Raw genomic sequence first — 25,488 nt, 5'->3', positions numbered from 1 at the left:
TCGGCCGTACGGCGAAGGCTTTCCCACCCGGTCCCTGGCACCGGGCACCACTCGCACCAGAAAGGTCTCCTGTGAAGGTTCTCGTCACCGGCGCGTCCGGTCTGATCGGCAGCCACCTCGTCAGGGAACTCCTCGAACAGGGGCACACCGTCGTGGGCCTCGACAACTTCTCCAAGTACGGCGCGGTCCGCCGCGCTCCGGTGGAGAACCCGCGATACCGGCTCGTCGAGGGGGACGCCCGCGACACGGACCTGATGGCGAAGCTGCTCGCCGACTGCGATCACTTCGTCGCCGGCGCGGCCATGATCGGTGGCATCTCCTACTTCCACACCTACGCCTACGACCTCCTCGCCACCAATGAGCGGATCACCGCCGCGGCCTGCGACGCGGCGATCCGGGTGCACGGCGAAGGGCCGCTGCGGAAGGTGACGTACCTGAGCTCCTCGATGGTGTACGAGAACACCGACTTCTGGCCGTCCCGGGAGGGCGACGAGCGTCGTATCGCCCCGCCGTCGTCCTCGTACGGCTTCCAGAAACTGGCGGTGGAGTACTTCGCCCGGGCGGCCCACGACCAGTACGGCCTCCCCTTCACCATCGTGCGGCCCTTCAACTGCGTGGACGTCGGAGAGGAGCGGACCGTCGGCCAGAGCGAGGAGCGGTCCGGGGACATCAAGATCAACATGTCTCATGTCGTCCCCGACCTGGTGCAGAAGGTCCTCAAGGGACAGGACCCCCTGCACATCCTCGGCAGTGGCGCCCAGACGCGGCACTTCACCTACGCAGGCGACCTGGCCCGGGGCATCCGGATGGCGATCTTCCATCCCGCGGCGCTGAACGAGGACTTCAACCTGGCGAGCGCCGAGCCGACCAGCGTCCTGCAGCTGGCGGAGCGGATCTGGCACAAGATCCACGGACCCGACGAGCCGTTCCGCTACACGACCGACCAGCCCTTCGAGCACGATGTCCAGCGCCGGAGCCCCGATGTGTCCAAGGCGAGGGACGTACTCGGCTTCACCGCGTCGGCCACCCTCGACGACATCCTCGACAAGGTCATCCCCTGGGTGCGCCAGGCGATCGCCGAGGGCCGCCTCTGACCGGTCGTGCCACGAGGACCTCGTGCCGGCCGGCACGAACGGCCAATCGGATGGATCTTATGAACAGCCTGCTTGTCGCATCCGGCGAGGCGGCCCACCGCTCTAGGTTCGAATGGTGCGTCCTGGGCGACCGTCGTCGGTGACCTCGACGGGAACGCCACCCGCACCGGTGACCCGGTCGACGCCGCCCTGCGCACTTCCGCCGCGGACCGACGACGGGGTGGGGCGGGCGAGGCCGGCCCGGACACGTGCTTGCCCGCGTCGAAGCCCGGAATCATCCCGCCCGTTCAGGCACGAGGTGTAGAGAGTGGACTTCTCCAGCGCACTGAGGCAGCTCTCGGAAGCGCAGAAGCCGGCCCGTGGAGTTCCCGTCTACACGCGGCTCGTCAATCGCCCGGCCGGACGGGTGCTCGCGGCCACGGCGCACCGCTTGGGGCTGTCGCCCAACCAGGTGACCGCGGCCAGTGCGCTGGCCACCTTCGCCGCCGTCGCCGGGATCTGCGTGCACCCTCCTTCCCCCGCCCTGGGACAGTGGGTCGCCCTTGCCCTGCTCCTCGGCTTCGCCCTCGATTCCGCGGACGGCCAGCTCGCCCGGCTGCACCGGTCGGCCAGTCCGGCGGGGGAGTGGACGGACCATGTGGTGGACTGCGCGAAGCTCCTGGGTGTCCATGCCGCGGTGCTGATTTCCTTCTACCGCTTCTTCGACCTGCCGCATCCGGCGTTCCTGCTCGTCCCGATCGGGTTCCAGTTCGCCGCCGTCCTGCTGTTCTTCGGGGGGACGCTGACGGACCAGCTGAGACGGCGGGGCGCCGACGTGCCCGTCGGCCCCGGGACGGCGCCCTCCACCGTCCGGGGCGTGGCGCTGCTCCCCGTGGACTACGGCCTGCTGTGCCTGATCTTCCTGTTCCTGGGGCACGAGAAGCTCTTCTTCACCCTGTACGTCGCCCTGCTCGCGGCCCACGCGGTGCTGGTGCCGGCGTTCCTCGCCAAGTGGTTCCGGGAGCTCTCCTGAGAACGGCTCTCAACGGGCCAGGACCTCGCAGAGCATCGCGGTGATCCGGCCCAGTCCGGCCTCCGGGCTCAACCGCTCCCGGACATAGACGGGACCGCGTGCGCCGAGCGCGGCCGATCGGTCGGCGTCCCGCATGAGCTCCGCGACGCAGTCGTGCAGCGCCACGGGGTCCTCCGCGCGGACGATCACTCCGGCCCCGGACCGACGCACCTCCTGGGCCGTGCCGCCCCGGGCGTCCACCGAGGCGACGGTGGGCCGTCCGCTCGCGAAATAGGACGTCAGCTTGGACGGCAGGCTCATGTCGCCCACGGACGCCCGTTGGGTGAGCGCGAGGGCGTCCGCCGCGGCCAGCACGTCGGGAAAGTCGGCGTCGGCCGCCGGCGGCAGGAAGTCCACGTTTGCCAGACCGGCGGCGAGACGCTCCAGGTGCGTTCGCCGGCTGCCGTCGCCCATGAGGACGATCCGCAGGCGCGGGGTGTGGCGGGCCGCGACGCGGGCCGTCTCGACCAGCACCTCCAGCCCCTGCTTCAGGCCCATGTTCCCCGCGTGCAGCAGGACGAACTCCTCGTCACGCCAGCCGAGTCGCGCCCGTACCGTGCGGCGGTCGCCGGCGGGGGGCGGCACATGACTCCAGTTGGGCACCACCCTGACGCGTGACACGGGTACGCCCATGGCGGTGACACGGCCGACGAACGACTCGTGCACCACGCCGATCAGGGTGGCCGCGCGCAGGATCCTCGACTCCACTGCGGCCACCAGGGACGCCACCCGGCCGCCCCCCTTGATCCCGCTCTGCGCGGCCGCCGCGCCCATCAGGTCCTGCACCACGACCACGTGCGGCACCCGGTGGCGACGGGCGACCCCGGCGCCGATCACACCGCCGGCGAGGGTCGGCATCTGGCTCAGCACCAGGTCCGGCGTGCCGTCCGGCGGCCGGATGGAGCCGTGCGCCAGGAAACTGGCCTCGTAGGCCGCCCTGAGCAGCGCGGTCTGACGCGTGGGAACGAAGCCGCGGCGGCGATGGACCCGGACGCCCCCGCGGTCCTCCACCATGCGCCAGCGCCCGCGGTAGTCGCCGTGCACCCGCCAGCCCGGATAGTGCGGCATTCCCGCCAGGACGTCGACTTCGGCGCCGCGGGCGGCCAGGTGTTCCGCGGTCAGGGTCGAGTAGGGGGCAATTCCGGCGTGCTCGGGGGCGTAGTTGGTCGACACGAGAAGTACGCGGCGACCAGCGAACATATCAGTCATTTAATTAAAATACGACACACATAAGGGAATTCCCTGAAAGAAACGCCCGGCAATATCGCCTGATATGTTCCGGCTCTGGGCTATAAATCGATCGCTGTTGATTCGTTCATTCACGGCATCGATGAGGGGATGCGGGTGCGGGACAGCCGAGTCCGTTGCATGGCTGCGGTATGCGTCTGGGCCCTGCTGCTCGTCGTCCTTCTGCCCGCGCTGATCCTGCAGTCCACGGACACGCGATTCGGGGCGGCTCTCGCCGTGCAGTGCGTGGTCGTGGCGCATGCCGGAGGAGGGCTCACCAAAGTTCTCACGGACACCTCGGTGCGCCTCGTCGCCTTCGGATTCTGGCTCTTCGCCTATGTGTGGCTCGGACTGGCTCCGCTCGCCATGCTCGCCACCGATTCCTACCCGCTGCACTACCGCACCGGTGAGACGACCGCTCTGGCGGCCACCGGGCTCACCGAACTCGGGCTCCTCGCCTACAGCGCGGGCGCGGCACTGGCCGCCGGACGCGACGACAGCAGGTCCCTGGTGTTCGCGCCCCTGCTGTCCCGCAGCCTCTCGCCGCTGCCCGTCCTTCTCCTGTGCGGTGTGTCGCTCGTCCTCGCGCTCGTGTTGATCCCCGGGCAGGAGGGCGGTCTGCGGGCGTTCTTCACCAGCAGACAGGCTCTGTGGCGGACGCGGACCGAAGCGGACCCCACGCACACGCTACGGGTCTGGATCCTCGCCGTGCCCGCCTTCTGGGCCCTGGTGGCCCTCGTCCGACTGCCCCGCCCCGACCGGAAGCACCGGGTGCTGCGGGCGGTGCGCTGGACGGCGCTCCCGTGCCTCCTCGCGCTCAACGTGATCGTCAACAACCCGATCAGCAGGCCGCGTTTCTGGGCCGGCACCGTCCTTCTGGTCCTGCTCTTCTCCTGGCGCCGGTTCAGCAGCCCGCGGGTCTTCCGTGTCGCCGCCGCGGCGATCACCGCCGTGGTGCTTTTCGCTTTCCCGTACAGCGACTACTTCCGTTACGACGAACGCGAGGCGCTGCACGTCGTACCGCTGGCGGAGCAGTTCACCAGCAGCATGGACTACGACGCTTTTCAGCAAATGCAGACCGGCATCGACTATGTGCAGGAAAACGGCTTCTCGCCGTCGGCGGCGCTCGGCCTCGTCCTGTTCATGGTGCCCCGCTCCATGTGGCCCGACAAACCACAGGCCACGGGTATCGAACTCGCCCAGTACGCCGGTTACGACTTCCACAACCTCTCCGCTCCGGTGTGGATCGAGAGCTACCTGTGGGGCGGTGCTCCGTGCGTTGTCGCAGCCTTCTGCCTGCTGGGCGCGGCCGGACGGCGGATGGACGACGTCCGGGAGCGACTGCGGCACCGGCAACGCGCGCTGGCGGTTCTGCTGGTTCCCGCCTTCGCCTTCTACCAGATGGTTTTCCTGCGCGGCAGTCTCATGGCGATCGTCGGTCCTCTGCTGCTGCTCCTGACCGTTCCGCTCCTCATCACCACCCGCGCCGCCGGGCCGTCCCGGTCCCCGTCACCGGTGCGGCCGCCCGCGACCTCGGACCACGCACCCATCCCCGGACTCGTCCCCGGACACAGGAGGCATCCGTGACCAGCCCCGCCGGCCTCGACGATCGGTACGACGACCCCGACCGGCTTCGCGACCAGATGCGCCTGCTCCTCGGCTACCGCACGACCATCGCGCTGGGCGTGCTCCTCGGGCTGCTCGGCGGGCTGCTCCTGGTCCTGCTGCGCGCGGGCGACCACACCTCCACCAGCGAGGTGCTCGTCCGCCCGAGGACCGACCCCTTCAGCACCTTCGGAGTGGCCGCCGACAACCAGGTGAGCATGGGCACGGAACGGCACATCGCGCTCAGCGCGACGGTCGCGGAACGGGCGGCGACGGCACTGGGACAACCCTCTCGCGCCGATGCGCTGCTGACGGACCTGCGCGTGTCGCATCCCCCGGACACCCAGGTGCTCCGCTTCGAGTACACCGCGGGCGACGCGAAGCGCGCGGCCCGGGTGAGCAACGCCTTCGCGGCGGCCTACCTCGCCGACCGCCAGGACCGGTCCAAGTCCATGATCGCGCGGATGGCCACCGGGCTGGAGCGGCAGGTCGCCGAGCTCACCCGGCGGATCGCTGCCGGGAAGAAGTCCGCCGACGCCGCCGCGGGCACCGCGGGCGTCCAGCAGCAGATCGGCGTTCTGCGCAAGAAACTCTCGGACATCAGGGCGTACGACACCACCGGTGGCGACATCGTCCGCACCGCCGAGCCGGCGGCGCGACCCGTGGGGCCGGGCCCCGGCCGGCTCCTCCCGCTCGGCCTGATCGGCGGTCTCGTCCTGGGCGTCGTGCTCGCCTGGCTGCGATCCGCTCTGGAGCCGCGGGCCCGCTCGATCAGCGAGGTCCGAGGCACGCTGCTCGCCCCGGTGCTGGGGATCCTCCCGGGCCCCGACGCCAAGGGCGAACCGCTGGAGGTGGGCCGGACCGCCGGCAGCCGCGCGGAGGCCTACCGCGCCCTCGCCTTCCGGCTGCGCGGCGGCGACGGTCCCGCGGCCGTGGGCACGCTCATGGTCGTGGCACCGAAGCGGGAACGAGGCGCCGAGGCCGTCGCGGTGAACCTCGCCGCCGCACTCGCCGAATGCGGTGAGCAGGTGCTGCTCGTGGACGCGACCGGGCACACACCCGGTCTGCCGGCACGGCTGCCGCTGACGGCCGACGAGTCCGTGCCCCCCGACATGCCCGGGGGCGCGGTGGTCGTGGACGCCGGCACAGCCGGGCGATTCACGCTCCGGCCCGAGGTCCGCGGCACCGCCGCCGACGACGGACCGGCAGCCCCGATCGCGGCGCGCGCTCTGTCGGGCGCCGCTCCCGAACGGGCCACGCTCGTCCTCGCCCCGCCCCTGCTGGAGCATGCCGAGAGTCTCGCGCTCGCCCAACGCGTGGACGGCGTCGTCGTGGTGGCCGGCCTGGGGGAGAGCAGGCGCGACGACCTGAAGCGGGTACGCGAGCTGATCGGCTGCTCGGGAGGCCGCATCGTGGGCGCCGCGCTCCACGACGGCGCACGACGCGGCCGGCGGGCCCGCCTCCTGGACAGCGGGCGGACGCGCCGCGCGTGGCGGCGGACGCCTTCCCCCGCACCGTCCGCGCCGGGCGGCGACACCGTGGAGAAACCGACCGCACCCGTGCGGGACGACACGCTCACCGCTTCCCGGTGAGCGCCTCCGGTACCGCTGTCCCCGCGACCGGCGGACCCACCGCCCGATGCGGGGTCGCCGCCACCGCGCGCGGCGGGTGGTGGGGCTTTCTCGGCTCGACGGTCAACGCGGTCTTCGGATACGTCCTGGTCGCCCTGGTCACCCGCGCGCTCGGCGCGTACGGGGCGGGGGCGGTGTTCACCGGAGTGGCGGCCTTCACCATCCTGTGCAACGCCTGCAAGCTCGGCGCCGACACCGGCCTGGTGCGGTTCGTCTCCGGGGACCTGGCCACCACCGGCGGCCACAAGGTGGGCGCACTCCTGCGCAGCGCGGTCCTGCCCGGAGCCGCGGCGAGCACCGCGGCCGCCACGCTCCTGTTCCTGTCGCCGTGGGCCGCCACCTCGCTGCTGCCGAACCTCGCCGCGGACGACGCGGTGACCCTGGTCCGGCTCTTCGCCGTGTTCCTCCCCCTGGCCACGGTCACCCTGATCATGCTGGGCGCCACCCAGGGCTACGGCACCGTGATCCCGTTCGTCGGTGTCGAGCAGATCGGCAAACCGGTGCTGCGCGTGCTGATCGCCGTCCCGGTGGTGCTGCTCGCCCCAGGCGTGCTGAATCTGGCCGCGGCCTGGCTCGTGCCGTCCCTGGCCGGCTTCCTCATCGCCTTCCTCGCGCTGCGCCGATGCCGCCGGACGAGCCCGGCGCACACGTCCGCACGGGACATGGCCGGCACCCGGCGCGGATTCTGGGCCTTCGCCGCGCCACGGGCCGTCTCCTCCGTCTTCGACATCAGCGCGGTCTGGGTGGGTGTCGTGCTGCTCTCCTGCCTGGCGACGAGCGAAGAGGCGGGCATCTACACCGCCGTAGGCCGTGTCGTCATCGCGGCGACGCTGCTCCAGCTCGCCATCCGGCTGGCCGTCGCCCCGGAGATCAGCCGTCTCCTCGCGGTCGGCGACATCGCCCAGGGGCGCCATCTGTACCGGATCTCCACGCGCTGGATCGTGCTGTTCTCCTGGCCACTGCTCGTCCTGCTCACGAGTTTCCCCGGCACCGTTCTGTCGTTGTTCGGGCCGGAGTTCGAGCAGGGGGCGTACGCGCTGGTGGTGCTCTGTGTCGCCTCGGCGGTCAACGTGGGCGTGGGAAACGCCCAGACCGTGCTTCTCATGGCCGGCAAGAGTTCCTGGCATCTGGCGGTCACCGGTGTCGCGTTCACGGTGCAGCTGACGGTCGGCCTCCTCGCCGTTCCCCGGCTGGGCGTCCTCGGAGCCGCCCTTTCCTGGGGAGCGGCGACCATCGTCGAGAACCTGCTCGCCGCCGCGTTGGTACGGCGGCATCCCGGCTTCACGATCGTCGACGGCGGATACCTCATGGCGACGGTCACAGGCCTGTGTCTCACCGTGCCGTCGGTCCTTCCCGTCAGGTTGCTGGCAGGTGACACGGCCGTCGGACTTGCCGCCGCAATCACCGTAGGACTTTTCACATTCGGTATAGGTTTGTGGCGATTTCGCAAAGCTCTGGGAGTCCACGAACTCGTCGGTGTGCTGCGCGAACGCGCCACATGAGCCGGATCTCGGCACCGAGACCGCCGCTCCTTCTCCCCTTCTCCCACCCGTACTTGCTGCAACCCGGGATGTCCCATGCGCCTGAGAAAAAGCACGAAAAGAGGGGCTACCACGGCTTCGGCCGTGGCGCTCCTCGCGGCTGCCTCGCTCATCACCGCCTCGGCCTCGGCAGCCGACGGTGACGAAAGGACCCTGACCGCCGACACGTTGGCGACCTGGCAGACCGACGGCATCGTCTGGTCGATCGAGTACGCGGGCGGCGTCGTGTACGTCGGCGGAACCTTCGACAACGTCCGCCCCCCGGGCGCCGGATCCGGCCAGCAGGAGGTCGCACGCAAGAACTTCGCCGCGTTCGACGCCAGAACCGGCCGACTGCTGCCGTGCGACCCGTCCTTCTCCGGCGCCGGCGACACCGTACGGGCGCTGAAGGCGTCGCAGGACGGCAAGGTGCTGTACATCGGTGGCTCGTTCGGCAGGGCCGGCCATGCCGAGGCGTTCGGCGCGGCCGCGCTCGACACGGCCGACTGCTCGCTGCGCAAGGAGTTCCGCCCGGACGTGTCGTCGTACGTCCGGGCCATCGACGTCACGGATGGCGCGGTCTATCTCGGGGGCGACTTCACGAGCGTCAACGGCAAGAGGAGGCAGCGCATCGCGGCGCTCACTCCCAACGGCTCACTGCTGCCGTTCAAAGCGAGGATCGACGCTCCGGTACGGGCCCTCAGCGCCGCGCCCCGATTCGGCAAGATCATCGTCGGCGGCGACTTCCTGGAGGTCAACGACGAGTTCGAGTTCAAGCTCGTCGCCCTGCATCCGGCCACCGGCAAGACGGTGACCTCCTACCCGGACTGGCTGCCGGCGAGGTCGGCGGTGAAGGCACTGACACGCGACGCGACCAACTTCTACGTCGCCGCCGAGGGCAGCGGAACAGGCATCTTCGACGGCCGCATCGCCGGCCGACTCGGCAGCGGAAAGATGGTGTGGAAGGACACCTGCCTGGGCGCCACCCAGGCCCTCGCCCTGCACAACGGCGTCCTCTACAGCGGATCCCACGCCCACGACTGCAGGGACACCCCCGGAGGTTTCACCGAGGGCAACTTCCGCCAGCACTTCCTGGCCCAGTCGGTCAAAAACCGACGCATCCTGCACTGGTTCCCCGACACGGACGGAGGGCTCGGCGAGGGCAACGGCCCCCGGGCGCTGGAGATGGCCGGGGGAGTCCTCTGGGCCGGCGGCGAGTTCACCACGGTCAACGGCAGACGGCAGCAGAGCCTGACCCGCTTCGCGGCCGGACCCGACCGGGGCGCCCCGCAGGACCCGCCACGGCTGCGGGCCTCGTCCTCGGGCGCCGGCCGGATCACGCTCACCTGGCGTGCCGCATGGGACCGGGACGACGCGAGGCTGAAGTACCTCATCTACCGGGACGGCAGGCTCGTGGCCACGCCGACGCGGCGGTCCGCGGAGTGGCGCCGCCCCCTGATGACGTACACGGACACCGTCACCCCCGGCTCCAGCCACCGCTACCGGATCGCCGTCACCGACGGTGAGAACGCCTCGCCCATGTCGAGCGCGCTCGTGGTCACCGCGGCCACCACCGCACGGACCAAGGGCGACCGCTGATGGGGGAACGCCTCGGTTACGCACCCGGGGTCTTCGACCTCTTCCACGTGGGCCATCTGAACATCCTGCGCCGGGCCCGGGAGCACTGCGACCGGCTCGTCGCCGGTGTCTGCTCCGACGACCTCGTGGTGCGGATGAAAGGCAGACCGCCCGTCGTCCCCCTCTCCGAGCGACTCCAGATCGTCCGCAGTGTGCGCTACGTCGACGAGACCTTCGTCGCGACCGTGGAGGACAAGATCGAGATCTGGAAGCAGGTCGGGTTCGACGTCATCTTCAAGGGCGACGACTGGCTCGGCACCGAGGTCTGGACGTCTCTCGAGGACCGGTTCGCGAAGGTGGGCGTGGAGGTCGTCTACTTCCCCTACACCGTGCACACCTCCAGCACGCTGCTGCGCGACGCGCTCCGACTCCTCGTCCCCGAGCACCCGGCCGAGCCGCTCCCGGGGCAGCTCACGGGACCCCGCCCAGGAGGAGCGGAGAGCTGACGGGAGGCCCGTGAGACCGGCGCCGGCCGGCTCACGGGCCCGGCCCCGAGGCTGCGGGGACCCGCCTCGCGGCCCACCGGTGGCCGACGGCGCGAGCACGGCTGGTGAACATCCCGGTGCGGAGCGGCGCGCCTCCCGCCGTGACCCGGCGGCAGGGGCGGGGAACCCGGTCGGCCCCGCGAGCGGGCGCCCGGGTTTGACCTACATCACCCTCGGGGTATTCTCTCCGGCTCGATTGGCGGAGCCCCGTCCCCATATGGCAGACTGTCCGAGTTGCTCGGTCGAGTGTTGATGCTGCGCGCCTCCCGCCGGGAGGACTGGAAGCGAGTCCCACAGTACTCGTCGCCCTAACTGCCACTAGGCAGCGCTGGGGCGGACGTACGGGAATCTTCCGGGAAGCGTATGCGCGGCACCGACCAGGCACCCGGTGGGCCTCTCAGCTCCCGGCTTGCGGTTCCGGAAGGGCCGTGTTCCCACGCAGGGATGTTCGAACAAGGGACATCTGTGTCAGCGGGAGCGCGACACGCCCGACCGCGTGGGTCGGAGGAGAGGGCAGGGAACACCGGGTTCCAGAGCGTAAGAGAGACAGGACTACTGAGTAGCCATGGCGGGACAGAAGATCCGCATCCGGCTCAAGGCCTACGACCACGAGGTCATCGACTCCTCGGCGAAGAAGATCGTCGAGACGGTGACCCGCACTGGTGCGTCGGTCGCGGGCCCGGTGCCGCTGCCCACTGAGAAGAACGTGTACTGCGTCATCAAGTCGCCGCACAAGTACAAGGACTCGCGCGAGCACTTCGAGATGCGCACGCACAAGCGCCTGATCGACATCCTCGACCCGACGCCCAAGACCGTTGACTCTCTGATGCGACTCGACCTCCCGGCCGGTGTCGACATCGAGATCAAGCTCTGAGGGTCGGTGATCTGAGAATGGCTAAGCAGATCAAGGGCATCCTGGGCGAGAAGCTCGGCATGACGCAGGTGTGGGACGAGAACAACCGTGTTGTTCCGGTCACCGTCGTCAAGGCCGGCCCCAACGTCGTCACCCAGGTGCGTACCAACGACGTCGACGGCTACGAGTCCGTCCAGCTCGCCTTCGGCGAGATCGACCCGCGCAAGGTGAACAAGCCCCTCAAGGGCCACTTCGCGAAGGCCGACGTCACCCCCCGTCGTCACCTCGTCGAGATCCGCACCGCGGACGCCTCCGAGTACACGCTCGGCCAGGAAGTCACCGCCGAGGTGTTCGAGGCCGGCGTGAAGGTCGACGTCACCGGCAAGAGCAAGGGCAAGGGCTTCGCCGGTGTCATGAAGCGCCACAACTTCGGTGGCCTCGGCGCCGGTCACGGCACCCAGCGCAAGCACCGCTCGCCCGGTTCCATCGGTGGCTGCGCCACCCCGGGCCGTGTGTTCAAGGGCCTCCGCATGGCGGGTCGCATGGGCAACGAGCGGGTCACCACCCAGAACCTGACCGTCCACGCCGTTGACGCGGAGAAGGGTCTGCTGCTCATCAAGGGCGCGGTTCCCGGTCCGAACGGCGGCCTCGTCCTGGTCCGCACCGCGGCCAAGGGGGCCTGAGGTAACCGATGAGCACTGTTGACATCCTTTCGCCGGCGGGCGACAAGGCCGGTTCCGTCGAGCTCCCCGCGGAGATCTTCGGCGTAGAGAAGATCAGCGTTCCGCTGCTTCACCAGGTCGTCGTCGCACAGCTGGCCGCTGCCCGCCAGGGCACGCACAAGACCAAGACGCGTGGCGAGGTCCGCGGTGGTGGCAAGAAGCCGTACCGCCAGAAGGGCACCGGTCGCGCCCGTCAGGGTTCGACCCGCGCGCCGCAGTTCGCCGGTGGTGGCGTCGTGCACGGTCCCGTGCCGCGTGACTACTCGCAGCGGACCCCGAAGAAGATGAAGGCCGCGGCCCTGCGCCACGCCCTCACCGACCGGGCCCGCAACAACCGCATCCACGTCGTCTCTGGCGTGATCGAGGGCGACAACCCGTCCACGAAGGCCGCGAAGAGCCTGTTCGGCAAGATCTCGGAGCGCAAGAACCTGCTCCTGGTCGTCGAGCGCGCCGACGAGGCCGCGTGGCTGTCCGCCCGCAACCTGCCCCAGGTCCACATCCTGGAGCCGGGCCAGCTGAACACGTACGACGTTCTCGTCTCCGACGACGTGGTCTTCACCCAGGCCGCCTTCGAGTCCTTCGTGTCCGGCCCGAAGGCCAATGACACCGAAGGGAGCGAGGCCTGATGGCTATCCGTCACCCCGCCATTGCCTCGAAGGCCGCGAAGAAGGCCAAGGCCGCTCGCGTCGCCAAGGCGCGTCGCCACGCCGCCGAGGGCAAGAACACCGTCGTCACCGCGCCCAGCAAGGCGTACACGGACCCCCGTGACGTGCTGCTGAAGCCGGTCGTGTCGGAGAAGAGCTACGCGCTCCTGGACGAGAACAAGTACACGTTCATCGTCGACCCGAACGCCAACAAGACCCAGATCAAGCAGGCCGTCCAGGCGGTCTTCTCGGTCAAGGTCACCGGGGTCAACACGATCAACCGCCAGGGCAAGCGCAAGCGGACCCGCACGGGCTTCGGCCAGCGCGCCGCCACCAAGCGCGCGATCGTGACCCTCGCCGAGGGCGACCGTATCGACATCTTCGGCGGTCCGACCGCCTGAGGGCGGTCCGGATCGTCCGATATCGGACGAGGACTGAGAAATGGGAATCCGCAAGTACAAGCCGACTACGCCGGGCCGTCGTGGTTCCAGCGTCGCCGACTTCGTCGAGGTCACGCGGTCCACGCCGGAGAAGTCGTTGGTCCGCCCCCTGCACAGCAAGGGTGGCCGTAACAACTCCGGTCGTGTGACCGTCCGCCACCAGGGTGGTGGCCACAAGCGCGCCTACCGCGTGATCGACTTCCGTCGTCACGACAAGGACGGCGTGCCGGCGAAGGTCGCGCACATCGAGTACGACCCGAACCGCACCGCGCGCATCGCGCTCCTGCACTACGCGGACGGCGAGAAGCGCTACATCCTGGCCCCCAAGGGCCTCAACCAGGGTGACCGGATCGAGAACGGCCCCGCGGCCGACATCAAGCCCGGCAACAACCTGGCGCTGCGCAACATCCCGGTCGGTACGACGATCCACTCCGTGGAGCTTCGTCCGGGCGGCGGTGCCAAGTTCGCCCGCTCCGCCGGTGCCTCCGTGCAGCTGCTCGCGAAGGAGGGCCAGATGGCCCACCTGCGCATGCCCTCCGGTGAGATCCGCCTGGTCGACGTGCGCTGCCGCGCCACCGTCGGCGAGGTCGGCAACGCCGAGCAGAGCAACATCAACTGGGGTAAGGCCGGCCGCAAGCGCTGGCTGGGCGTCCGCCCGACCGTTCGCGGTGTGGCGATGAACCCGGTTGACCACCCGCACGGTGGTGGTGAGGGCAAGACCTCCGGTGGTCGCCACCCGGTCTCCCCGTGGGGTCAGAAGGAAGGTCGTACTCGTGCTCCCAAGAAGGCGAGCAACAAGTACATCGTCCGCCGCCGCAAGACGAACAAGAAGCGCTAGGAGCGGGTTTAGATGCCGCGCAGTCTCAAGAAGGGGCCCTTCGTCGACGACCACCTGATCAAGAAGGTGGAAGCCCAGAACGAAGCCGGCACCAAGAACGTCATCAAGACCTGGTCCCGTCGCTCCATGATCGTGCCGGCCATGCTCGGCCACACGCTCGCGGTGCACAACGGCAAGACCCACATCCCGGTGTTCGTCACCGAGTCGATGGTCGGCCACAAGCTCGGCGAGTTCTCGCCGACGCGCACCTTCCGGGGCCACGTCAAGGAAGACCGGAAGTCGAAGCGCCGCTAGTAGCGGATCGCATTCAGACACGTAAGTAACTGAAGGGACAACCATGGAAGCCAGGGCCCAGGCGCGGTACATCCGCGTCACGCCCATGAAGGCCCGCCGTGTGGTGGACCTCATCCGTGGCATGGACGCCACGGAGGCCCAGGCGGTCCTGCGATTCGCTCCGCAGGCTGCCTCTGTGCCGGTCGGCAAGGTGCTCGACAGCGCCATCGCCAACGCCGCGCACAACTACGACCACCCGGACGCCTCCTCGCTGTACATCAGCGAGGCGTACGTCGACGAAGGCCCGACCCTGAAGCGGTTCCGTCCGCGTGCCCAGGGCCGTGCCTACCGGATCCGCAAGCGGACCAGCCACATCACCGTGGTCGTCGCCAGCAAGGAAGGAACCCGGTAATGGGCCAGAAGGTAAACCCGCACGGGTTCCGGCTCGGTGTCACGACCGACTTCAAGTCGCGTTGGTACGCCGACAAGCTGTACAAGGACTACGTCAAGGAAGACGTCGCCATCCGTCGGATGATGACGTCCGGCATGGAGCGCGCCGGTATCTCGAAGGTGGAGATCGAGCGCACCCGTGACCGTGTCCGCGTGGACATCCACACCGCGCGTCCGGGCATCGTCATCGGCCGCCGTGGCGCCGAGGCCGACCGCATCCGCGGTGACCTGGAGAAGCTGACCGGCAAGCAGGTCCAGCTGAACATCCTCGAGGTCAAGAACCCGGAGACGGACGCTCAGCTGGTGGCCCAGGCCGTCGCCGAGCAGCTCTCCTCCCGCGTCTCCTTCCGCCGCGCCATGCGTAAGAGCATGCAGTCGGCGATGAAGGCCGGCGCCAAGGGCATCAAGATCCAGTGCGGTGGCCGCCTCGGTGGCGCCGAGATGTCCCGCTCGGAGTTCTACCGCGAGGGCCGCGTGCCCCTGCACACGCTCCGCGCGAACGTGGACTACGGCTTCTTCGAGGCCAAGACGACCTTCGGCCGCATCGGTGTGAAGGTCTGGATCTACAAGGGCGACGTCAAGAACATCGCCGAGGTCCGCGCCGAGAACGCTGCGGCCCGTGCGGGTAACCGCCCGGCCCGTGGCGGTGCCGACCGCCCGGCCCGTGGTGGCCGTGGTGGCGAGCGGCGCGGTCGCAAGCCGCAGCAGGCTGCCGGCGCCGAGGCCCCCAAGGCCGAGGCTCCCGCGTCCGCTCCGGCTGAGAGCACCGGAACGGAGGCCTGACCGACATGCTGATCCCCCGTAGGGTCAAGCACCGCAAGCAGCACCACCCGAAGCGCAACGGTATGTCCAAGGGTGGGACGCAGGTTGCGTTCGGCGAGTACGGCATCCAGGCGCTCACCCCGGCGTACGTGACGAACCGTCAGATCGAGGCCGCTCGTATCGCCATGACGCGTCACATCAAGCGTGGTGGCAAGGTCTGGATCAACATCTACCCGGACCGTCCGCTCACCAAGAAGCCCGCCGAGACCCGCATGGGTTCCGGTAAGGGTTCGCCGGAGTGGTGGATCGCCAACGTCAAGCCCGGACGCGTGATGTTCGAGCTGTCGTACCCCAACGAGAAGATCGCCCGTGAGGCTCTGACTCGCGCCGCCCACAAGCTGCCGATGAAGTGCCGGATCGTCAAGCGCGAGGCAGGTGAAGCGTGATGTCGGCCGGTACCAAGGCGTCCGAGCTGCGCGAACTGGGCAACGAGGAGCTTCTGGCGAAGCTCAGCGAGGCCAAGGAAGAGCTGTTCAACCTCCGCTTCCAGGCGGCGACCGGTCAGCTCGAGAACCACGGCCGTCTCAAGGCGGTCCGCAAGGACATCGCGCGGATCTACACCCTGATGCGCGAGCGTGAGCTGGGCATCGAAACGGTGGAGAACGCCTGATGAGCGAGAAGAACGTGACTGAGAACGCAGAGGCGCGCGGTTTCCGCAAGACCCGTGAGGGTCTCGTCGTCAGCGACAAGATGGACAAGACCGTCGTCGTCGCCGTCGAGGACCGTGTGAAGCACGCGCTGTACGGCAAGGTCATCCGCCGTACCAACAAGCTCAAGGCGCACGACGAGCAGAACGCCGCGGGTGTCGGCGACCGCGTCCTCCTCATGGAGACCCGGCCGCTGTCCGCGACGAAGCGCTGGCGCGTCGTCGAGATCCTCGAGAAGGCCAAGTAATTCCTGCGGGGTATCCCGCAGGACAGTTCCGCCAGGCTCCGGGTGGGTGTGTCACGCGCACACCCACCCGGGGAACCGGCAGACAAACAGGAGATAGACGTGATCCAGCAGGAGTCGCGACTGCGTGTCGCCGACAACACTGGTGCGAAGGAGATCCTTTGCATCCGTGTGCTCGGTGGCTCCGGTCGCCGCTACGCGGGCATCGGTGACGTCATCGTCGCCACCGTCAAGGACGCGATCCCCGGTGGCAACGTGAAGAAGGGTGACGTCGTCAAGGCGGTCATCGTTCGCACCGTCAAGGAGCGCCGCCGTCCGGACGGCTCGTACATCCGCTTCGACGAGAACGCCGCCGTCATTCTGAAGAACGACGGCGACCCTCGCGGCACCCGCATCTTCGGCCCGGTCGGCCGTGAGCTGCGCGAGAAGAAGTTCATGAAGATCATCTCGCTCGCGCCGGAGGTGCTGTAAGCATGAAGATCAAGAAGGGCGACCTGGTCCAGGTCATCACCGGCAAGGACAAGGGCAAGCAGGGCAAGGTCATTGCCGCTTACCCGCGCGACGAGCGCGTCCTGGTCGAGGGTGTCAACCGGGTCAAGAAGCACACCAAGGCCGGTCCGACCGCCAAGGGCTCGCAGGCCGGCGGCATCGTGACCACCGAGGCGCCGATCCACGTCTCCAACGTCCAGCTGGTCGTTGAGAAGGACGGCAACAAGGTCGTCACGCGTGTCGGCTACCGCTTCGACGAAGAGGGCAACAAGATCCGCGTTGCCAAGCGGACGGGTGAGGACATCTGATGGCTACCACCACCACTCCGCGTCTGAAGCAGAAGTACCGCGAGGAGATCGCGGGCAAGCTGCGTGACGAGTTCAAGTACGAGAACGTCATGCAGGTTCCCGGCCTCGTCAAGATCGTGGTCAACATGGGTGTCGGCGACGCCGCCCGTGACTCGAAGCTGATCGAGGGCGCGATCCGCGACCTCACCACGATCACCGGTCAGAAGCCGGCCGTCACCAAGGCCCGCAAGTCCATCGCGCAGTTCAAGCTGCGTGAGGGCCAGCCGATCGGTGCCCACGTCACGCTCCGTGGCGACCGCATGTGGGAGTTCCTGGACCGCACCCTGTCGCTCGCGCTGCCGCGCATCCGCGACTTCCGTGGTCTGTCCCCCAAGCAGTTCGACGGCCGTGGCAACTACACCTTCGGTCTCACCGAGCAGGTCATGTTCCACGAGATCGACCAGGACAAGATCGACCGCGTCCGGGGTATGGACATCACCGTGGTCACCACGGCGACCAACGACGCTGAGGGCCGCGCGCTCCTTCGTCACCTCGGCTTCCCCTTCAAGGAGGCGTGAGCGAGATGGCGAAGAAGGCTCTGATCGCTAAGGCTGCTCGCAAGCCCAAGTTCGGTGTGCGTGGCTACACCCGCTGCCAGCGCTGTGGCCGCCCGCACTCCGTGTACCGCAAGTTCGGCCTGTGCCGCGTGTGCCTTCGTGAGATGGCTCACCGTGGCGAGCTGCCGGGCGTGACCAAGAGCTCCTGGTAATCCCCTCTTTCAGGGATTCCGGAAGCTCTCGGTAAGCATCTGGGTGGACAGGGGCCCACTCCCGCATGGCTTAGGCTTGTGGGGTTGGGCGCCTGTCGCGCCCGTACGACTTACTACGCCGTAGGTCCACCGCGCCGCACCCGTCCCGTCTCGGATCGGGGAGAGGGATGGCGCACCAGGAAACCCCGGCGAGAGAGGCCGAAGGCCAATTCATGACCATGACTGATCCGATCGCAGACATGCTCACGCGTCTGCGGAACGCGAACTCGGCGTACCACGACACCGTGGCGATGCCGCACTCGAAGATCAAGTCGCACATCGCGGAGATCCTCCAGCAGGAGGGCTTCATCACGGGCTGGAAGGTCGAGGACGCCGAGGTCGGCAAGAACCTCGTCCTGGAGCTGAAGTTCGGCCCCAACCGTGAGCGCTCCATCGCGGGCATCAAGCGGATCTCCAAGCCCGGTCTGCGGGTTTACGCGAAGTCCACCAACCTGCCGAAGGTGCTCGGCGGCCTCGGCGTGGCGATCATCTCCACGTCGCACGGGCTCCTCACCGACAAGCAGGCCGGCAAGAAGGGCGTGGGTGGGGAAGTCCTCGCCTACGTCTGGTAACGGAAGGGAACGGAGGAAACAGCTATGTCGCGTATTGGCAAGCTCCCCATCACGGTTCCCGCCGGCGTGGACGTCACCATCGACGGCCGTACGGTTTCGGTCAAGGGCCCCAAGGGCAGCCTGACCCACACCGTTGCCGCGCCGATCGACATCGCCAAGGGTGAGGACGGCGTTCTGAACGTCACCCGCCCCAACGACGAGCGTCAGAACAAGGCCCTGCACGGCCTGTCCCGCACGCTGGTGGCGAACATGATCACCGGCGTGACCCAGGGTTACGTGAAGAAGCTCGAGATCAGCGGTGTCGGTTACCGCGTGACGGCCAAGGGCTCGAACCTCGAGTTCGCGCTCGGCTACAGCCACCCGATCACGGTCGAGGCGCCCGAGGGCATCACCTTCAAGGTGGAGTCCCCGACCCGCTTCCAGGTCGAGGGCATCGACAAGCAGAAGGTCGGCGAGGTTGCGGCCAACATCCGCAAGCTGCGCAAGCCCGACCCGTACAAGGCCAAGGGCGTCAAGTACGAGGGCGAAGTCATCCGCCGCAAGGTCGGAAAGGCGGGTAAGTAAGCCATGGCATACGGGCAGAAGATCCTCAAGGGCGACGCCTACAAGCGCGCCGCGATCAAGCGCCGTCACATCCGGATCCGCAAGCGGATCAACGGTACGGCGGAGCGTCCCCGTCTGGTCGTGACCCGCTCCAACCGCCACATCGTGGCGCAGGTGATCGACGACCTGAAGGGTCACACCCTGGCGTCGGCGTCGTCTCTGGACGCGTCGATCCGCGGTGCCGAGGACAAGTCCTCGCAGGCCAAGAAGGTCGGCGCCCTGGTCGCCGAGCGTGCCAAGGCCGCCGGTGTCGAGGCCGTCGTGTTCGACCGTGGTGGCAACCAGTACGCCGGGCGCATCGCCGCCCTGGCGGACGCCGCCCGCGAAGCCGGGCTCAAGTTCTGAGCCGCTTGTAGCTAGCGGAAAGAGAGAGGTAATCCAATGGCTGGACCCCAGCGCCGCGGAAGCGGTGCCGGTGGCGGCGAGCGGCGGGACCGGAAGGGCCGTGACGGCGGCGCTGCTGCCGCCGAGAAGACCGCGTACGTTGAGCGCGTCGTCGCGATCAACCGCGTCGCCAAGGTTGTGAAGGGTGGTCGTCGCTTCAGCTTCACCGCGCTGGTCGTGGTGGGCGACGGTGACGGCACCGTGGGTGTCGGTTACGGCAAGGCCAAGGAGGTGCCGGCCGCCATCGCCAAGGGCGTTGAGGAGGCCAAGAAGCACTTCTTCAAGGTCCCCCGTATCCAGGGCACCATCCCGCACCCCATCCAGGGTGAGAAGGCTGCCGGCGTCGTTCTCCTCAAGCCGGCTTCGCCGGGTACCGGTGTTATCGCCGGTGGTCCCGTGCGTGCCGTGCTCGAGTGCGCCGGTATTCACGACGTGCTGTCGAAGTCGCTCGGCTCCGACAACGCGATCAACATCGTGCACGCGACCGTGGAGGCCCTGAAGGGCCTGCAGCGTCCCGAGGAGATCGCGGCCCGCCGTGGTCTGCCGCTCGAGGACGTCGCTCCCGCGGCCCTTCTCCGTGCGCGTGCCGGGGCGGGTGCGTAATCATGGCGCAGCTCAAGATCACGCAGGTCAAGTCCTACATCGGCAGCAAGCAGAACCACCGTGACACCCTGCGCTCCCTTGGTCTCAAGGGCATCAACACGCAGGTCGTCAAGGAGGACCGCCCCGAGTTCCGCGGCATGGTGCACACCGTCCGCCACCTCGTGACGGTCGAGGAGGTCGACTGATCATGGCGGAGCAGAACCCGCTCAAGATCCACAACCTCCGTCCCGCCCCGGGCGCCAAGACCGCCAAGACCCGTGTCGGTCGTGGTGAGGCGTCGAAGGGTAAGACGGCCGGTCGTGGTACCAAGGGTACGAAGGCCCGTTACCAGGTTCCGGAGCGCTTCGAGGGTGGCCAGATGCCCCTCCACATGCGTCTCCCGAAGCTGAAGGGCTTCAAGAACCCGTTCAAGACCGAGTACCAGGTCGTGAACCTCGACAAGCTGGCGGCGCTGTACCCCGAGGGTGGCGAGGTCACCGTCGAGGGTCTGGTCGCCAAGGGTGCCGTTCGCAAGAACAGCCTCGTCAAGGTCCTCGGCCAGGGCGAGATCTCCGTGGCGCTGCAGGTGACGGTCGACGCCGTCTCCGGCTCCGCCAAGGAGAAGATCACCGCCGCCGGCGGTAGCGTCACCGAGCTCGTCTGAACCCATCAGGCGTCTCGATGACTTGAGCGATCCCGACCGGGGATACCCCACAAATGGGGTATCCCCGGTTGGTCGTTCCAAGGGCGGCAGTCTCGCCGGTAAGGTGGCCTGCACTGCCCACTTTTACGGAGTGCGTCGTGTGGGGCACTCTGAGCGGCAGTTGACCGTTAGCTAAGTCGTTCCTATTAGTCGAACCTCAAGACCGTCACCCTTGACGCAGTAGCGCGGGGGTCGCAGGAGGCACCGTGCTCACCGCGTTCGCCCGGGCGTTCAAGACGCCCGACCTGCGCAAGAAGCTGCTCTTCACGCTCGGCATCATCGTGATCTACCGGGTCGGTACGCATGTCCCGATCCCCGGCGTCGACTACAGGGCCGTCCAGGTCTGCATCGACCAGGCGAGCACCAACACGGGCCTTTTCGGTCTGGTCAACATGTTCAGCGGCGGCGCTCTGCTTCAGATCACGATCTTCGCGCTCGGCATCATGCCGTACATCACGGCGAGCATCATCCTTCAGCTGCTGACCGTCGTGATCCCGCGTCTGGAAGCCCTCAAGAAGGAGGGGCAGGCCGGTACGGCGAAGATCACTCAGTACACCCGGTACCTGACCGTGGCGCTCGCGATCCTGCAGGGCACCGGCCTGGTGGCCACGGCCCGCAGCGGCTCGCTCTTCCCGAACTGCCAGGTGGCCGGTCAGATCGTGCCGGACCGTTCGATCTTCACCACCATCGTGATGGTCATCACCATGACCGCGGGCACGGCCACCGTGATGTGGCTCGGTGAGCTCATCACCGACCGCGGCATCGGCAACGGCATGTCGATCCTGATGTTCATCTCGATCGCGGCGACCTTCCCGTCCGCGCTGTGGGCCATCAAGGAGCAGGGCTCCCTGGCCGGCGGCTGGATCGAGTTCGCCACCGTCATCGCCGTGGGCCTTGTCGTGATCGGCCTGGTGGTCTTCGTCGAGCAGGCTCAGCGCCGTATTCCGGTCCAGTACGCGAAGCGCATGATCGGCCGCCGGTCCTACGGCGGTACGTCGACGTACATCCCGCTGAAGGTCAACCAGGCGGGCATCATCCCTGTGATCTTTGCCTCGTCGCTGCTCTACATCCCGGCATTGATCGCGCAGTTCGCCGGAGGAAACTCCGGATGGAAGATCTGGATCGAGAAGAACCTCGCGCAGCCGTCCGCTCCGATGCACATGGTCCTGTACTTCTTCCTGATCATTTTCTTCGCCTTCTTCTACGTGGCCATCTCGTTCAACCCCGAGGAAGTCGCGGACAACATGAAGAAGTATGGTGGCTTCATCCCGGGCATCCGGGCTGGCCGACCGACCGCTGAGTACCTCTCCTACGTGCTCAACCGGATCACTTGGCCGGGCTCGCTGTACTTGGGTCTGATCGCTCTCGTGCCGACGACGGCGTTGGCTGGTTTCGGGGCAGACCAAAACTTCCCGTTCGGCGGGACCAGCATCCTGATCATCGTGGGTGTGGGTCTTGAGACGGTGAAGCAGATCGAGAGCCAGCTCCAGCAGCGCAATTACGAAGGGTTCCTCCGCTGATGCGAATCGTCCTCGTCGGGCCGCCGGGTGCCGGGAAGGGAACGCAGGCCGCGTTCCTGGCCAAGAACCTGTCGATCCCGCACATCTCCACGGGCGACCTGTTCCGCGCCAACATCAGCCGGCAGACCGAACTGGGGAAGCTCGCGAAGTCCTACATGGACGCGGGCAACCTGGTGCCGGACGAGGTCACCATCGGGATGGCCAAGGACCGTATGGAGCAGCCGGACGCCGAGGGCGGCTTCCTGCTGGACGGCTTCCCGCGCAACGTCTCCCAGGCCGAGGCGCTCGACGAGATGCTCCAGTCCGAGAGCATGAAGCTGGACGCGGTGCTCGACCTCGAGGTCCCCGAGGAAGAGGTCGTCAAGCGCATCGCCGGGCGGCGGATCTGTCGCAAGGACTCCAGCCACGTCTTCCATGTCACGTACAGCCGGCCGAAGCAGGAGGGCGTCTGCGACGCCTGCGGCGGCGAGCTGTACCAGCGGGACGACGACTCGGAGGAGACGGTCCGCAAGCGGCTCGAGGTCTACCACACGCAGACCGAGCCGATCATCGACTACTACAAGGCGCAGGGGCTGGTCGTGACCATCTCCGCGCTCGGCAAGGTCGAGGAGGTCACGGCTCGCGCCATGGAGGCGCTGCAGCGTGATGAGGCCGGCAGGTAGCAGCGTTCGACAGCTCACCAGGAGCCCCCGTCGCCCACCAGGGACGACGGGGGCTCCTTCGGCTGTGCCGTCCCCGGCGGACACCTCCGCCGCTTCGGCGCACGTCTGTGCTACGCGTATCCTGGTGTGCCGCGATACCAGTGGCCAGGAGGCGCGTTCCCATCATGGTGCAGATCAAGACCCCCGAGCAGATCGCCAAGATGCGTGAGGCAGGGCTGGTCGTCGCCGCCATTCACGCGGCCACGCGCGAGGCCGCGGTTCCAGGGGCCAGCACCAAGGATCTGGACGAGGTCGCCCGCAAGGTGCTCGCGGAGCACGGGGCCAAGTCGAACTTCCTGGGTTACGGCGGCTTCCCGGCGACCATCTGCACCTCCGTGAACGACGTCGTGGTGCACGGCATCCCGTCCGAGGATGTCGTCCTCAAGGACGGCGACCTCATCTCCATCGACTGCGGCGCGATCATCGACGGCTGGCACGGCGACGCCGCGTACACCGCCTTCGTCGGTTCCGGTCACGCCCCGGAGCTGGTCGAACTCTCCCGGGTGACCGAGGAGTCGATGTGGGCCGGCATCGCGGCCATGAAGCAGGGCAACCGGCTCGTCGACGTCTCGCGGGCGATCGAGACCTACATCCGCCGTCAGCCCAAGCCGGGCGGCGGCCGCTACGGGATCATCGAGGACTACGGCGGCCACGGCATCGGCACCGAGATGCACATGGACCCGCACCTGCTGAACTACGTCGACCGCCGGCGGGGGAAGGGTCCGAAGCTGGTCCCGGGCTTCTGCCTGGCGATCGAGCCGATGGTGTCCCTGGGCACGCCGAGGACCGAGGTCCTTGAGGACGACTGGACCGTCATCACCACGGACGGCACCTGGTCCTCCCACTGGGAGCACTCGGTCGCGCTGACGGAGCAGGGCCCCCTGGTCCTGACCGCCCCGGACGGGGGCAAGGCCAAGCTGGCGGAGTACGGGGTGACGGCGGCGCCGGACCCGCTGGCCTGACCGCGGGGCCGGGGCGCGCACGGGGCACGGCCGGGCTCGCGGGGTACGGCATCGCGCCCGCTTCCGACCCCCTCGCTTAATGATCTCCGGCGTGGGGCAGACTTCCCCGATTCGTCTTTCCGGGTGCGCTGACGTAGACTGACTCGTCGGCTCTCGTGCACCCGCATGTCCGCATGCGCCCGTAAGGGAAACGCAAGGGAGTCGATCAAGGTAGTCGATTCGAAGGGCGAAGCGTGGCCAAGAAGCAAGGTGCCATCGAGATCGAGGGCACTGTCGTCGAGTCTCTGCCGAACGCCATGTTCAAGGTCGAGCTCCAGAACGGCCACCAGGTCCTGGCACACATCAGCGGCAAGATGCGTATGCACTACATCCGCATCCTCCCTGACGACCGGGTCGTGGTGGAGCTGTCTCCGTACGACCTGACGCGTGGCCGGATCGTCTACCGGTACAAGTAGATCTTGCCCACGTCCCGCGCGAGCGGGGCCGCCGGCAACTGACCCGGAGAACCTCACATCCCATGAAGGTCAAGCCGAGCGTCAAGAAGATCTGCGACAAGTGCAGGGTGATCCGCCGTCACGGTCGGGTCATGGTCATCTGCGAGAACCCGCGCCACAAGCAGCGCCAGGGCTGACGCACGACCAACCCCCTCTGCACCGCTATCGCAGAGTTTCGCGCGACGCGAGCTGAATATGTTCATACGCAGGACCCAGGCGAGCGATCGTCTGACACCCCCGGCTCGGAGGCCGGGGACCCAGTTCGTACCTGGTACGGCGGCTGGGAGTCGGTTCTGCGGAAGACCTCCGAAGATCACCAGGAGCCATTGAATGGCACGCGTTTCCGGTGTTGACATCCCGCGCGACAAGCGCGTGGAGGTCGCCCTCACCTACGTGTTCGGCATCGGCCGGACCCTTTCGCAGCAGACGCTGGCCGCCACCGGCGTCGACCCGAACACCCGCGTTCGCGACCTCTCCGAGGAGCAGCTCGTCGCGATCCGCGAGTACGTCGACAACAACATCAGGACCGAGGGTGACCTCCGTCGTGAGATCCAGGCCGACATCCGCCGCAAGGTCGAGATCGGCTGCTACCAGGGTCTGCGTCACCGTCGCGGTCTGCCCGTCCGCGGTCAGCGCACCAGCACCAACGCTCGTACCCGCAAGGGCCCGCGTCGCGCCATCGCCGGCAAGAAGAAGCCGGGCAAGAAGTAGTCCGCAGCGGACACCTGTCCACGGTCTTCGCTGTAGGACCGACCACCTCCCGTAGGAGTTAGTAGATGCCCCCCAAGGGACGTCAGGGCGCTGCCAAGAAGGTGCGCCGCAAGGAAAAGAAGAACGTCGCTCACGGCCACGCGCACATCAAGAGCACGTTCAACAACACGATCGTCTCCATCACGGACCCGTCCGGCAACGTGATCTCCTGGGCCTCCGCCGGCCACGTCGGCTTCAAGGGCTCCCGGAAGTCCACGCCGTTCGCCGCGCAGATGGCCGCCGAGTCGGCTGCCCGCCGCGCCCAGGAGCACGGCATGCGCAAGGTCGACGTGTTCGTGAAGGGTCCGGGTTCGGGTCGTGAGACCGCGATCCGTTCGCTCCAGGCGACCGGTCTCGAGGTCGGCTCCATCCAGGACGTCACCCCGACCCCGCACAACGGCTGCCGTCCGCCGAAGCGCCGTCGCGTCTGACGCACGGCCGGTAGGTCT

General features: G+C 68.1%; 36 protein-coding genes. 35 read left to right on the top strand and 1 reads right to left on the bottom strand.

Annotated features, from left to right (window positions below; all coding sequences use genetic code 11):
• Window positions 1–71 precede the first annotated feature (71 nt).
• Together ACFYNL_RS32290 and ACFYNL_RS32285 are read left to right on the top strand one after the other, a co-directional pair.
• Window positions 72–1,094 carry an NAD-dependent epimerase/dehydratase family protein gene (locus ACFYNL_RS32290; RefSeq protein ID WP_388809650.1) on the top strand — a complete coding sequence of 341 codons (1,023 nt, stop codon included), beginning with the start codon at window positions 72–74 and terminating at the stop codon, window positions 1,092–1,094.
• Between the two features lie 307 nt (window positions 1,095–1,401).
• Complete coding sequence (locus ACFYNL_RS32285; RefSeq protein ID WP_388809648.1) at window positions 1,402–2,106, top strand: CDP-alcohol phosphatidyltransferase family protein; 705 nt, start codon at window positions 1,402–1,404, stop codon at window positions 2,104–2,106.
• 9 nt (window positions 2,107–2,115) lie between these two features.
• Here the strand turns inward: ACFYNL_RS32285 and ACFYNL_RS32280 are convergent, their stop codons facing one another.
• Window positions 2,116–3,354 (bottom strand): glycosyltransferase, encoded by a 1,239-nt coding sequence (locus ACFYNL_RS32280; protein WP_388809645.1) that lies wholly within the window; start codon window positions 3,352–3,354, stop codon window positions 2,116–2,118.
• Between the two features lie 159 nt (window positions 3,355–3,513).
• Here ACFYNL_RS32280 and ACFYNL_RS32275 point away from each other — a divergent pair, with 159 nt between their 5' ends.
• The 33 genes from ACFYNL_RS32275 (at window position 3,514) to rpsK (ending at window position 25,470) form a co-directional block, all read left to right on the top strand.
• The gene (locus tag ACFYNL_RS32275) at window positions 3,514–4,959 is read left to right on the top strand and encodes a hypothetical protein (RefSeq protein ID WP_388809643.1); all 1,446 of its coding nucleotides are present in this window, start codon (window positions 3,514–3,516) and stop codon (window positions 4,957–4,959) included.
• Window positions 4,956–6,569, top strand: coding sequence for a hypothetical protein (locus ACFYNL_RS32270; protein WP_388809641.1), 1,614 nt, complete (start codon window positions 4,956–4,958; stop codon window positions 6,567–6,569). The genes ACFYNL_RS32275 and ACFYNL_RS32270 overlap by 4 nt, the downstream gene beginning before the upstream one ends.
• Window positions 6,566–8,110 carry an oligosaccharide flippase family protein gene (locus tag ACFYNL_RS32265; RefSeq protein ID WP_388809639.1) on the top strand — a complete coding sequence of 515 codons (1,545 nt, stop codon included), beginning with the start codon at window positions 6,566–6,568 and terminating at the stop codon, window positions 8,108–8,110. Before ACFYNL_RS32270 ends, ACFYNL_RS32265 begins: the two co-directional genes overlap by 4 nt.
• Window positions 8,111–8,233: 123 nt before the next feature.
• On the top strand, window positions 8,234–9,727 hold the full coding sequence (locus ACFYNL_RS32260) for a fibronectin type III domain-containing protein (protein WP_388809637.1): 1,494 nt from the start codon (window positions 8,234–8,236) through the stop codon (window positions 9,725–9,727).
• The gene (locus ACFYNL_RS32255; protein ID WP_388809636.1) at window positions 9,727–10,212 is read left to right on the top strand and encodes an adenylyltransferase/cytidyltransferase family protein; all 486 of its coding nucleotides are present in this window, start codon (window positions 9,727–9,729) and stop codon (window positions 10,210–10,212) included. The genes ACFYNL_RS32260 and ACFYNL_RS32255 overlap by 1 nt, the downstream gene beginning before the upstream one ends.
• A 604-nt stretch (window positions 10,213–10,816) precedes the next feature.
• A complete protein-coding gene (gene rpsJ / locus ACFYNL_RS32250; protein WP_003948644.1) occupies window positions 10,817–11,125 on the top strand; it encodes a 30S ribosomal protein S10 in 309 nt (102 codons plus the stop codon).
• A 17-nt stretch (window positions 11,126–11,142) separates the two neighbouring features.
• Window positions 11,143–11,787, top strand: coding sequence for a 50S ribosomal protein L3 (gene rplC / locus ACFYNL_RS32245; protein WP_019753089.1), 645 nt, complete (start codon window positions 11,143–11,145; stop codon window positions 11,785–11,787).
• 8 nt (window positions 11,788–11,795) lie between these two features.
• On the top strand, window positions 11,796–12,452 hold the full coding sequence (gene rplD / locus ACFYNL_RS32240) for a 50S ribosomal protein L4 (RefSeq protein WP_388809633.1): 657 nt from the start codon (window positions 11,796–11,798) through the stop codon (window positions 12,450–12,452).
• Window positions 12,452–12,871 (top strand): 50S ribosomal protein L23, encoded by a 420-nt coding sequence (rplW, locus tag ACFYNL_RS32235; RefSeq protein WP_019753090.1) that lies wholly within the window; start codon window positions 12,452–12,454, stop codon window positions 12,869–12,871. The genes rplD and rplW overlap by 1 nt, the downstream gene beginning before the upstream one ends.
• Before the next feature lie 40 nt (window positions 12,872–12,911).
• Window positions 12,912–13,748, top strand: coding sequence for a 50S ribosomal protein L2 (rplB, locus tag ACFYNL_RS32230; RefSeq protein WP_019753091.1), 837 nt, complete (start codon window positions 12,912–12,914; stop codon window positions 13,746–13,748).
• Between the two features lie 12 nt (window positions 13,749–13,760).
• Window positions 13,761–14,042 (top strand): 30S ribosomal protein S19, encoded by a 282-nt coding sequence (gene rpsS, locus ACFYNL_RS32225; protein ID WP_003998828.1) that lies wholly within the window; start codon window positions 13,761–13,763, stop codon window positions 14,040–14,042.
• 43 nt (window positions 14,043–14,085) lie between these two features.
• The gene (gene rplV, locus ACFYNL_RS32220) at window positions 14,086–14,433 is read left to right on the top strand and encodes a 50S ribosomal protein L22 (RefSeq protein WP_388809630.1); all 348 of its coding nucleotides are present in this window, start codon (window positions 14,086–14,088) and stop codon (window positions 14,431–14,433) included.
• A complete protein-coding gene (gene rpsC / locus ACFYNL_RS32215) occupies window positions 14,433–15,254 on the top strand; it encodes a 30S ribosomal protein S3 (protein WP_003998826.1) in 822 nt (273 codons plus the stop codon). Before rplV ends, rpsC begins: the two co-directional genes overlap by 1 nt.
• 5 nt (window positions 15,255–15,259) lie before the next feature.
• The gene (gene rplP / locus ACFYNL_RS32210) at window positions 15,260–15,679 is read left to right on the top strand and encodes a 50S ribosomal protein L16 (RefSeq protein ID WP_009190136.1); all 420 of its coding nucleotides are present in this window, start codon (window positions 15,260–15,262) and stop codon (window positions 15,677–15,679) included.
• Window positions 15,679–15,903 (top strand): 50S ribosomal protein L29, encoded by a 225-nt coding sequence (gene rpmC / locus ACFYNL_RS32205; protein ID WP_108708260.1) that lies wholly within the window; start codon window positions 15,679–15,681, stop codon window positions 15,901–15,903. The genes rplP and rpmC overlap by 1 nt, the downstream gene beginning before the upstream one ends.
• Window positions 15,903–16,187, top strand: a complete 285-nt coding sequence (gene rpsQ, locus ACFYNL_RS32200) for a 30S ribosomal protein S17 (RefSeq protein WP_018543912.1) — start codon at window positions 15,903–15,905, stop codon at window positions 16,185–16,187. The genes rpmC and rpsQ overlap by 1 nt, the downstream gene beginning before the upstream one ends.
• 99 nt (window positions 16,188–16,286) lie before the next feature.
• On the top strand, window positions 16,287–16,655 hold the full coding sequence (rplN, locus tag ACFYNL_RS32195; protein WP_003998823.1) for a 50S ribosomal protein L14: 369 nt from the start codon (window positions 16,287–16,289) through the stop codon (window positions 16,653–16,655).
• 2 nt (window positions 16,656–16,657) lie between these two features.
• A complete protein-coding gene (rplX, locus tag ACFYNL_RS32190; RefSeq protein WP_062151337.1) occupies window positions 16,658–16,981 on the top strand; it encodes a 50S ribosomal protein L24 in 324 nt (107 codons plus the stop codon).
• Window positions 16,981–17,538 carry a 50S ribosomal protein L5 gene (gene rplE / locus ACFYNL_RS32185; protein WP_019753095.1) on the top strand — a complete coding sequence of 186 codons (558 nt, stop codon included), beginning with the start codon at window positions 16,981–16,983 and terminating at the stop codon, window positions 17,536–17,538. Before rplX ends, rplE begins: the two co-directional genes overlap by 1 nt.
• A 5-nt stretch (window positions 17,539–17,543) precedes the next feature.
• Window positions 17,544–17,729 (top strand): type Z 30S ribosomal protein S14, encoded by a 186-nt coding sequence (locus ACFYNL_RS32180; protein ID WP_003948630.1) that lies wholly within the window; start codon window positions 17,544–17,546, stop codon window positions 17,727–17,729.
• A gap of 212 nt (window positions 17,730–17,941) precedes the next feature.
• Window positions 17,942–18,340 (top strand): 30S ribosomal protein S8, encoded by a 399-nt coding sequence (rpsH, locus tag ACFYNL_RS32175; RefSeq protein WP_015658459.1) that lies wholly within the window; start codon window positions 17,942–17,944, stop codon window positions 18,338–18,340.
• Between the two features lie 24 nt (window positions 18,341–18,364).
• Entirely contained in the window at window positions 18,365–18,904 is a 540-nt protein-coding gene (rplF, locus tag ACFYNL_RS32170; protein WP_019753097.1) for a 50S ribosomal protein L6, read from the top strand.
• Between the two features lie 3 nt (window positions 18,905–18,907).
• Window positions 18,908–19,288 carry a 50S ribosomal protein L18 gene (rplR, locus tag ACFYNL_RS32165; protein ID WP_019753098.1) on the top strand — a complete coding sequence of 127 codons (381 nt, stop codon included), beginning with the start codon at window positions 18,908–18,910 and terminating at the stop codon, window positions 19,286–19,288.
• 36 nt (window positions 19,289–19,324) lie between these two features.
• Window positions 19,325–19,930 (top strand): 30S ribosomal protein S5, encoded by a 606-nt coding sequence (gene rpsE, locus ACFYNL_RS32160; RefSeq protein ID WP_019753099.1) that lies wholly within the window; start codon window positions 19,325–19,327, stop codon window positions 19,928–19,930.
• 2 nt (window positions 19,931–19,932) lie between these two features.
• On the top strand, window positions 19,933–20,115 hold the full coding sequence (gene rpmD, locus ACFYNL_RS32155; protein WP_003974250.1) for a 50S ribosomal protein L30: 183 nt from the start codon (window positions 19,933–19,935) through the stop codon (window positions 20,113–20,115).
• Between the two features lie 2 nt (window positions 20,116–20,117).
• A complete protein-coding gene (rplO, locus tag ACFYNL_RS32150; protein ID WP_019753100.1) occupies window positions 20,118–20,573 on the top strand; it encodes a 50S ribosomal protein L15 in 456 nt (151 codons plus the stop codon).
• Window positions 20,574–20,818: 245 nt separating this feature from the next.
• Window positions 20,819–22,132: a preprotein translocase subunit SecY gene (gene secY, locus ACFYNL_RS32145; protein WP_388809621.1), complete on the top strand. Its 1,314-nt coding sequence runs from the start codon at window positions 20,819–20,821 to the stop codon at window positions 22,130–22,132.
• Entirely contained in the window at window positions 22,132–22,794 is a 663-nt protein-coding gene (locus ACFYNL_RS32140; protein ID WP_388809618.1) for an adenylate kinase, read from the top strand. The genes secY and ACFYNL_RS32140 overlap by 1 nt, the downstream gene beginning before the upstream one ends.
• 164 nt (window positions 22,795–22,958) lie before the next feature.
• On the top strand, window positions 22,959–23,795 hold the full coding sequence (gene map / locus ACFYNL_RS32135) for a type I methionyl aminopeptidase (protein ID WP_388809616.1): 837 nt from the start codon (window positions 22,959–22,961) through the stop codon (window positions 23,793–23,795).
• Window positions 23,796–24,028: 233 nt separating this feature from the next.
• Window positions 24,029–24,250: a translation initiation factor IF-1 gene (gene infA / locus ACFYNL_RS32130; RefSeq protein WP_003948620.1), complete on the top strand. Its 222-nt coding sequence runs from the start codon at window positions 24,029–24,031 to the stop codon at window positions 24,248–24,250.
• 62 nt (window positions 24,251–24,312) lie between these two features.
• Window positions 24,313–24,426 carry a 50S ribosomal protein L36 gene (gene rpmJ, locus ACFYNL_RS32125; protein ID WP_003998809.1) on the top strand — a complete coding sequence of 38 codons (114 nt, stop codon included), beginning with the start codon at window positions 24,313–24,315 and terminating at the stop codon, window positions 24,424–24,426.
• Window positions 24,427–24,619: 193 nt separating this feature from the next.
• A complete protein-coding gene (gene rpsM / locus ACFYNL_RS32120) occupies window positions 24,620–25,000 on the top strand; it encodes a 30S ribosomal protein S13 (protein WP_019753104.1) in 381 nt (126 codons plus the stop codon).
• Window positions 25,001–25,065: 65 nt separating this feature from the next.
• Window positions 25,066–25,470: a 30S ribosomal protein S11 gene (rpsK, locus tag ACFYNL_RS32115; RefSeq protein WP_003956432.1), complete on the top strand. Its 405-nt coding sequence runs from the start codon at window positions 25,066–25,068 to the stop codon at window positions 25,468–25,470.
• The last annotated feature ends 18 nt before the right edge of the window (window positions 25,471–25,488 follow it).

This window comes from Streptomyces sp. NPDC007808, assembly GCF_042868655.1.
Classification (GTDB): domain Bacteria; phylum Actinomycetota; class Actinomycetes; order Streptomycetales; family Streptomycetaceae; genus Streptomyces.
This window is presented reverse-complemented; position numbering and strand designations above follow the sequence as displayed.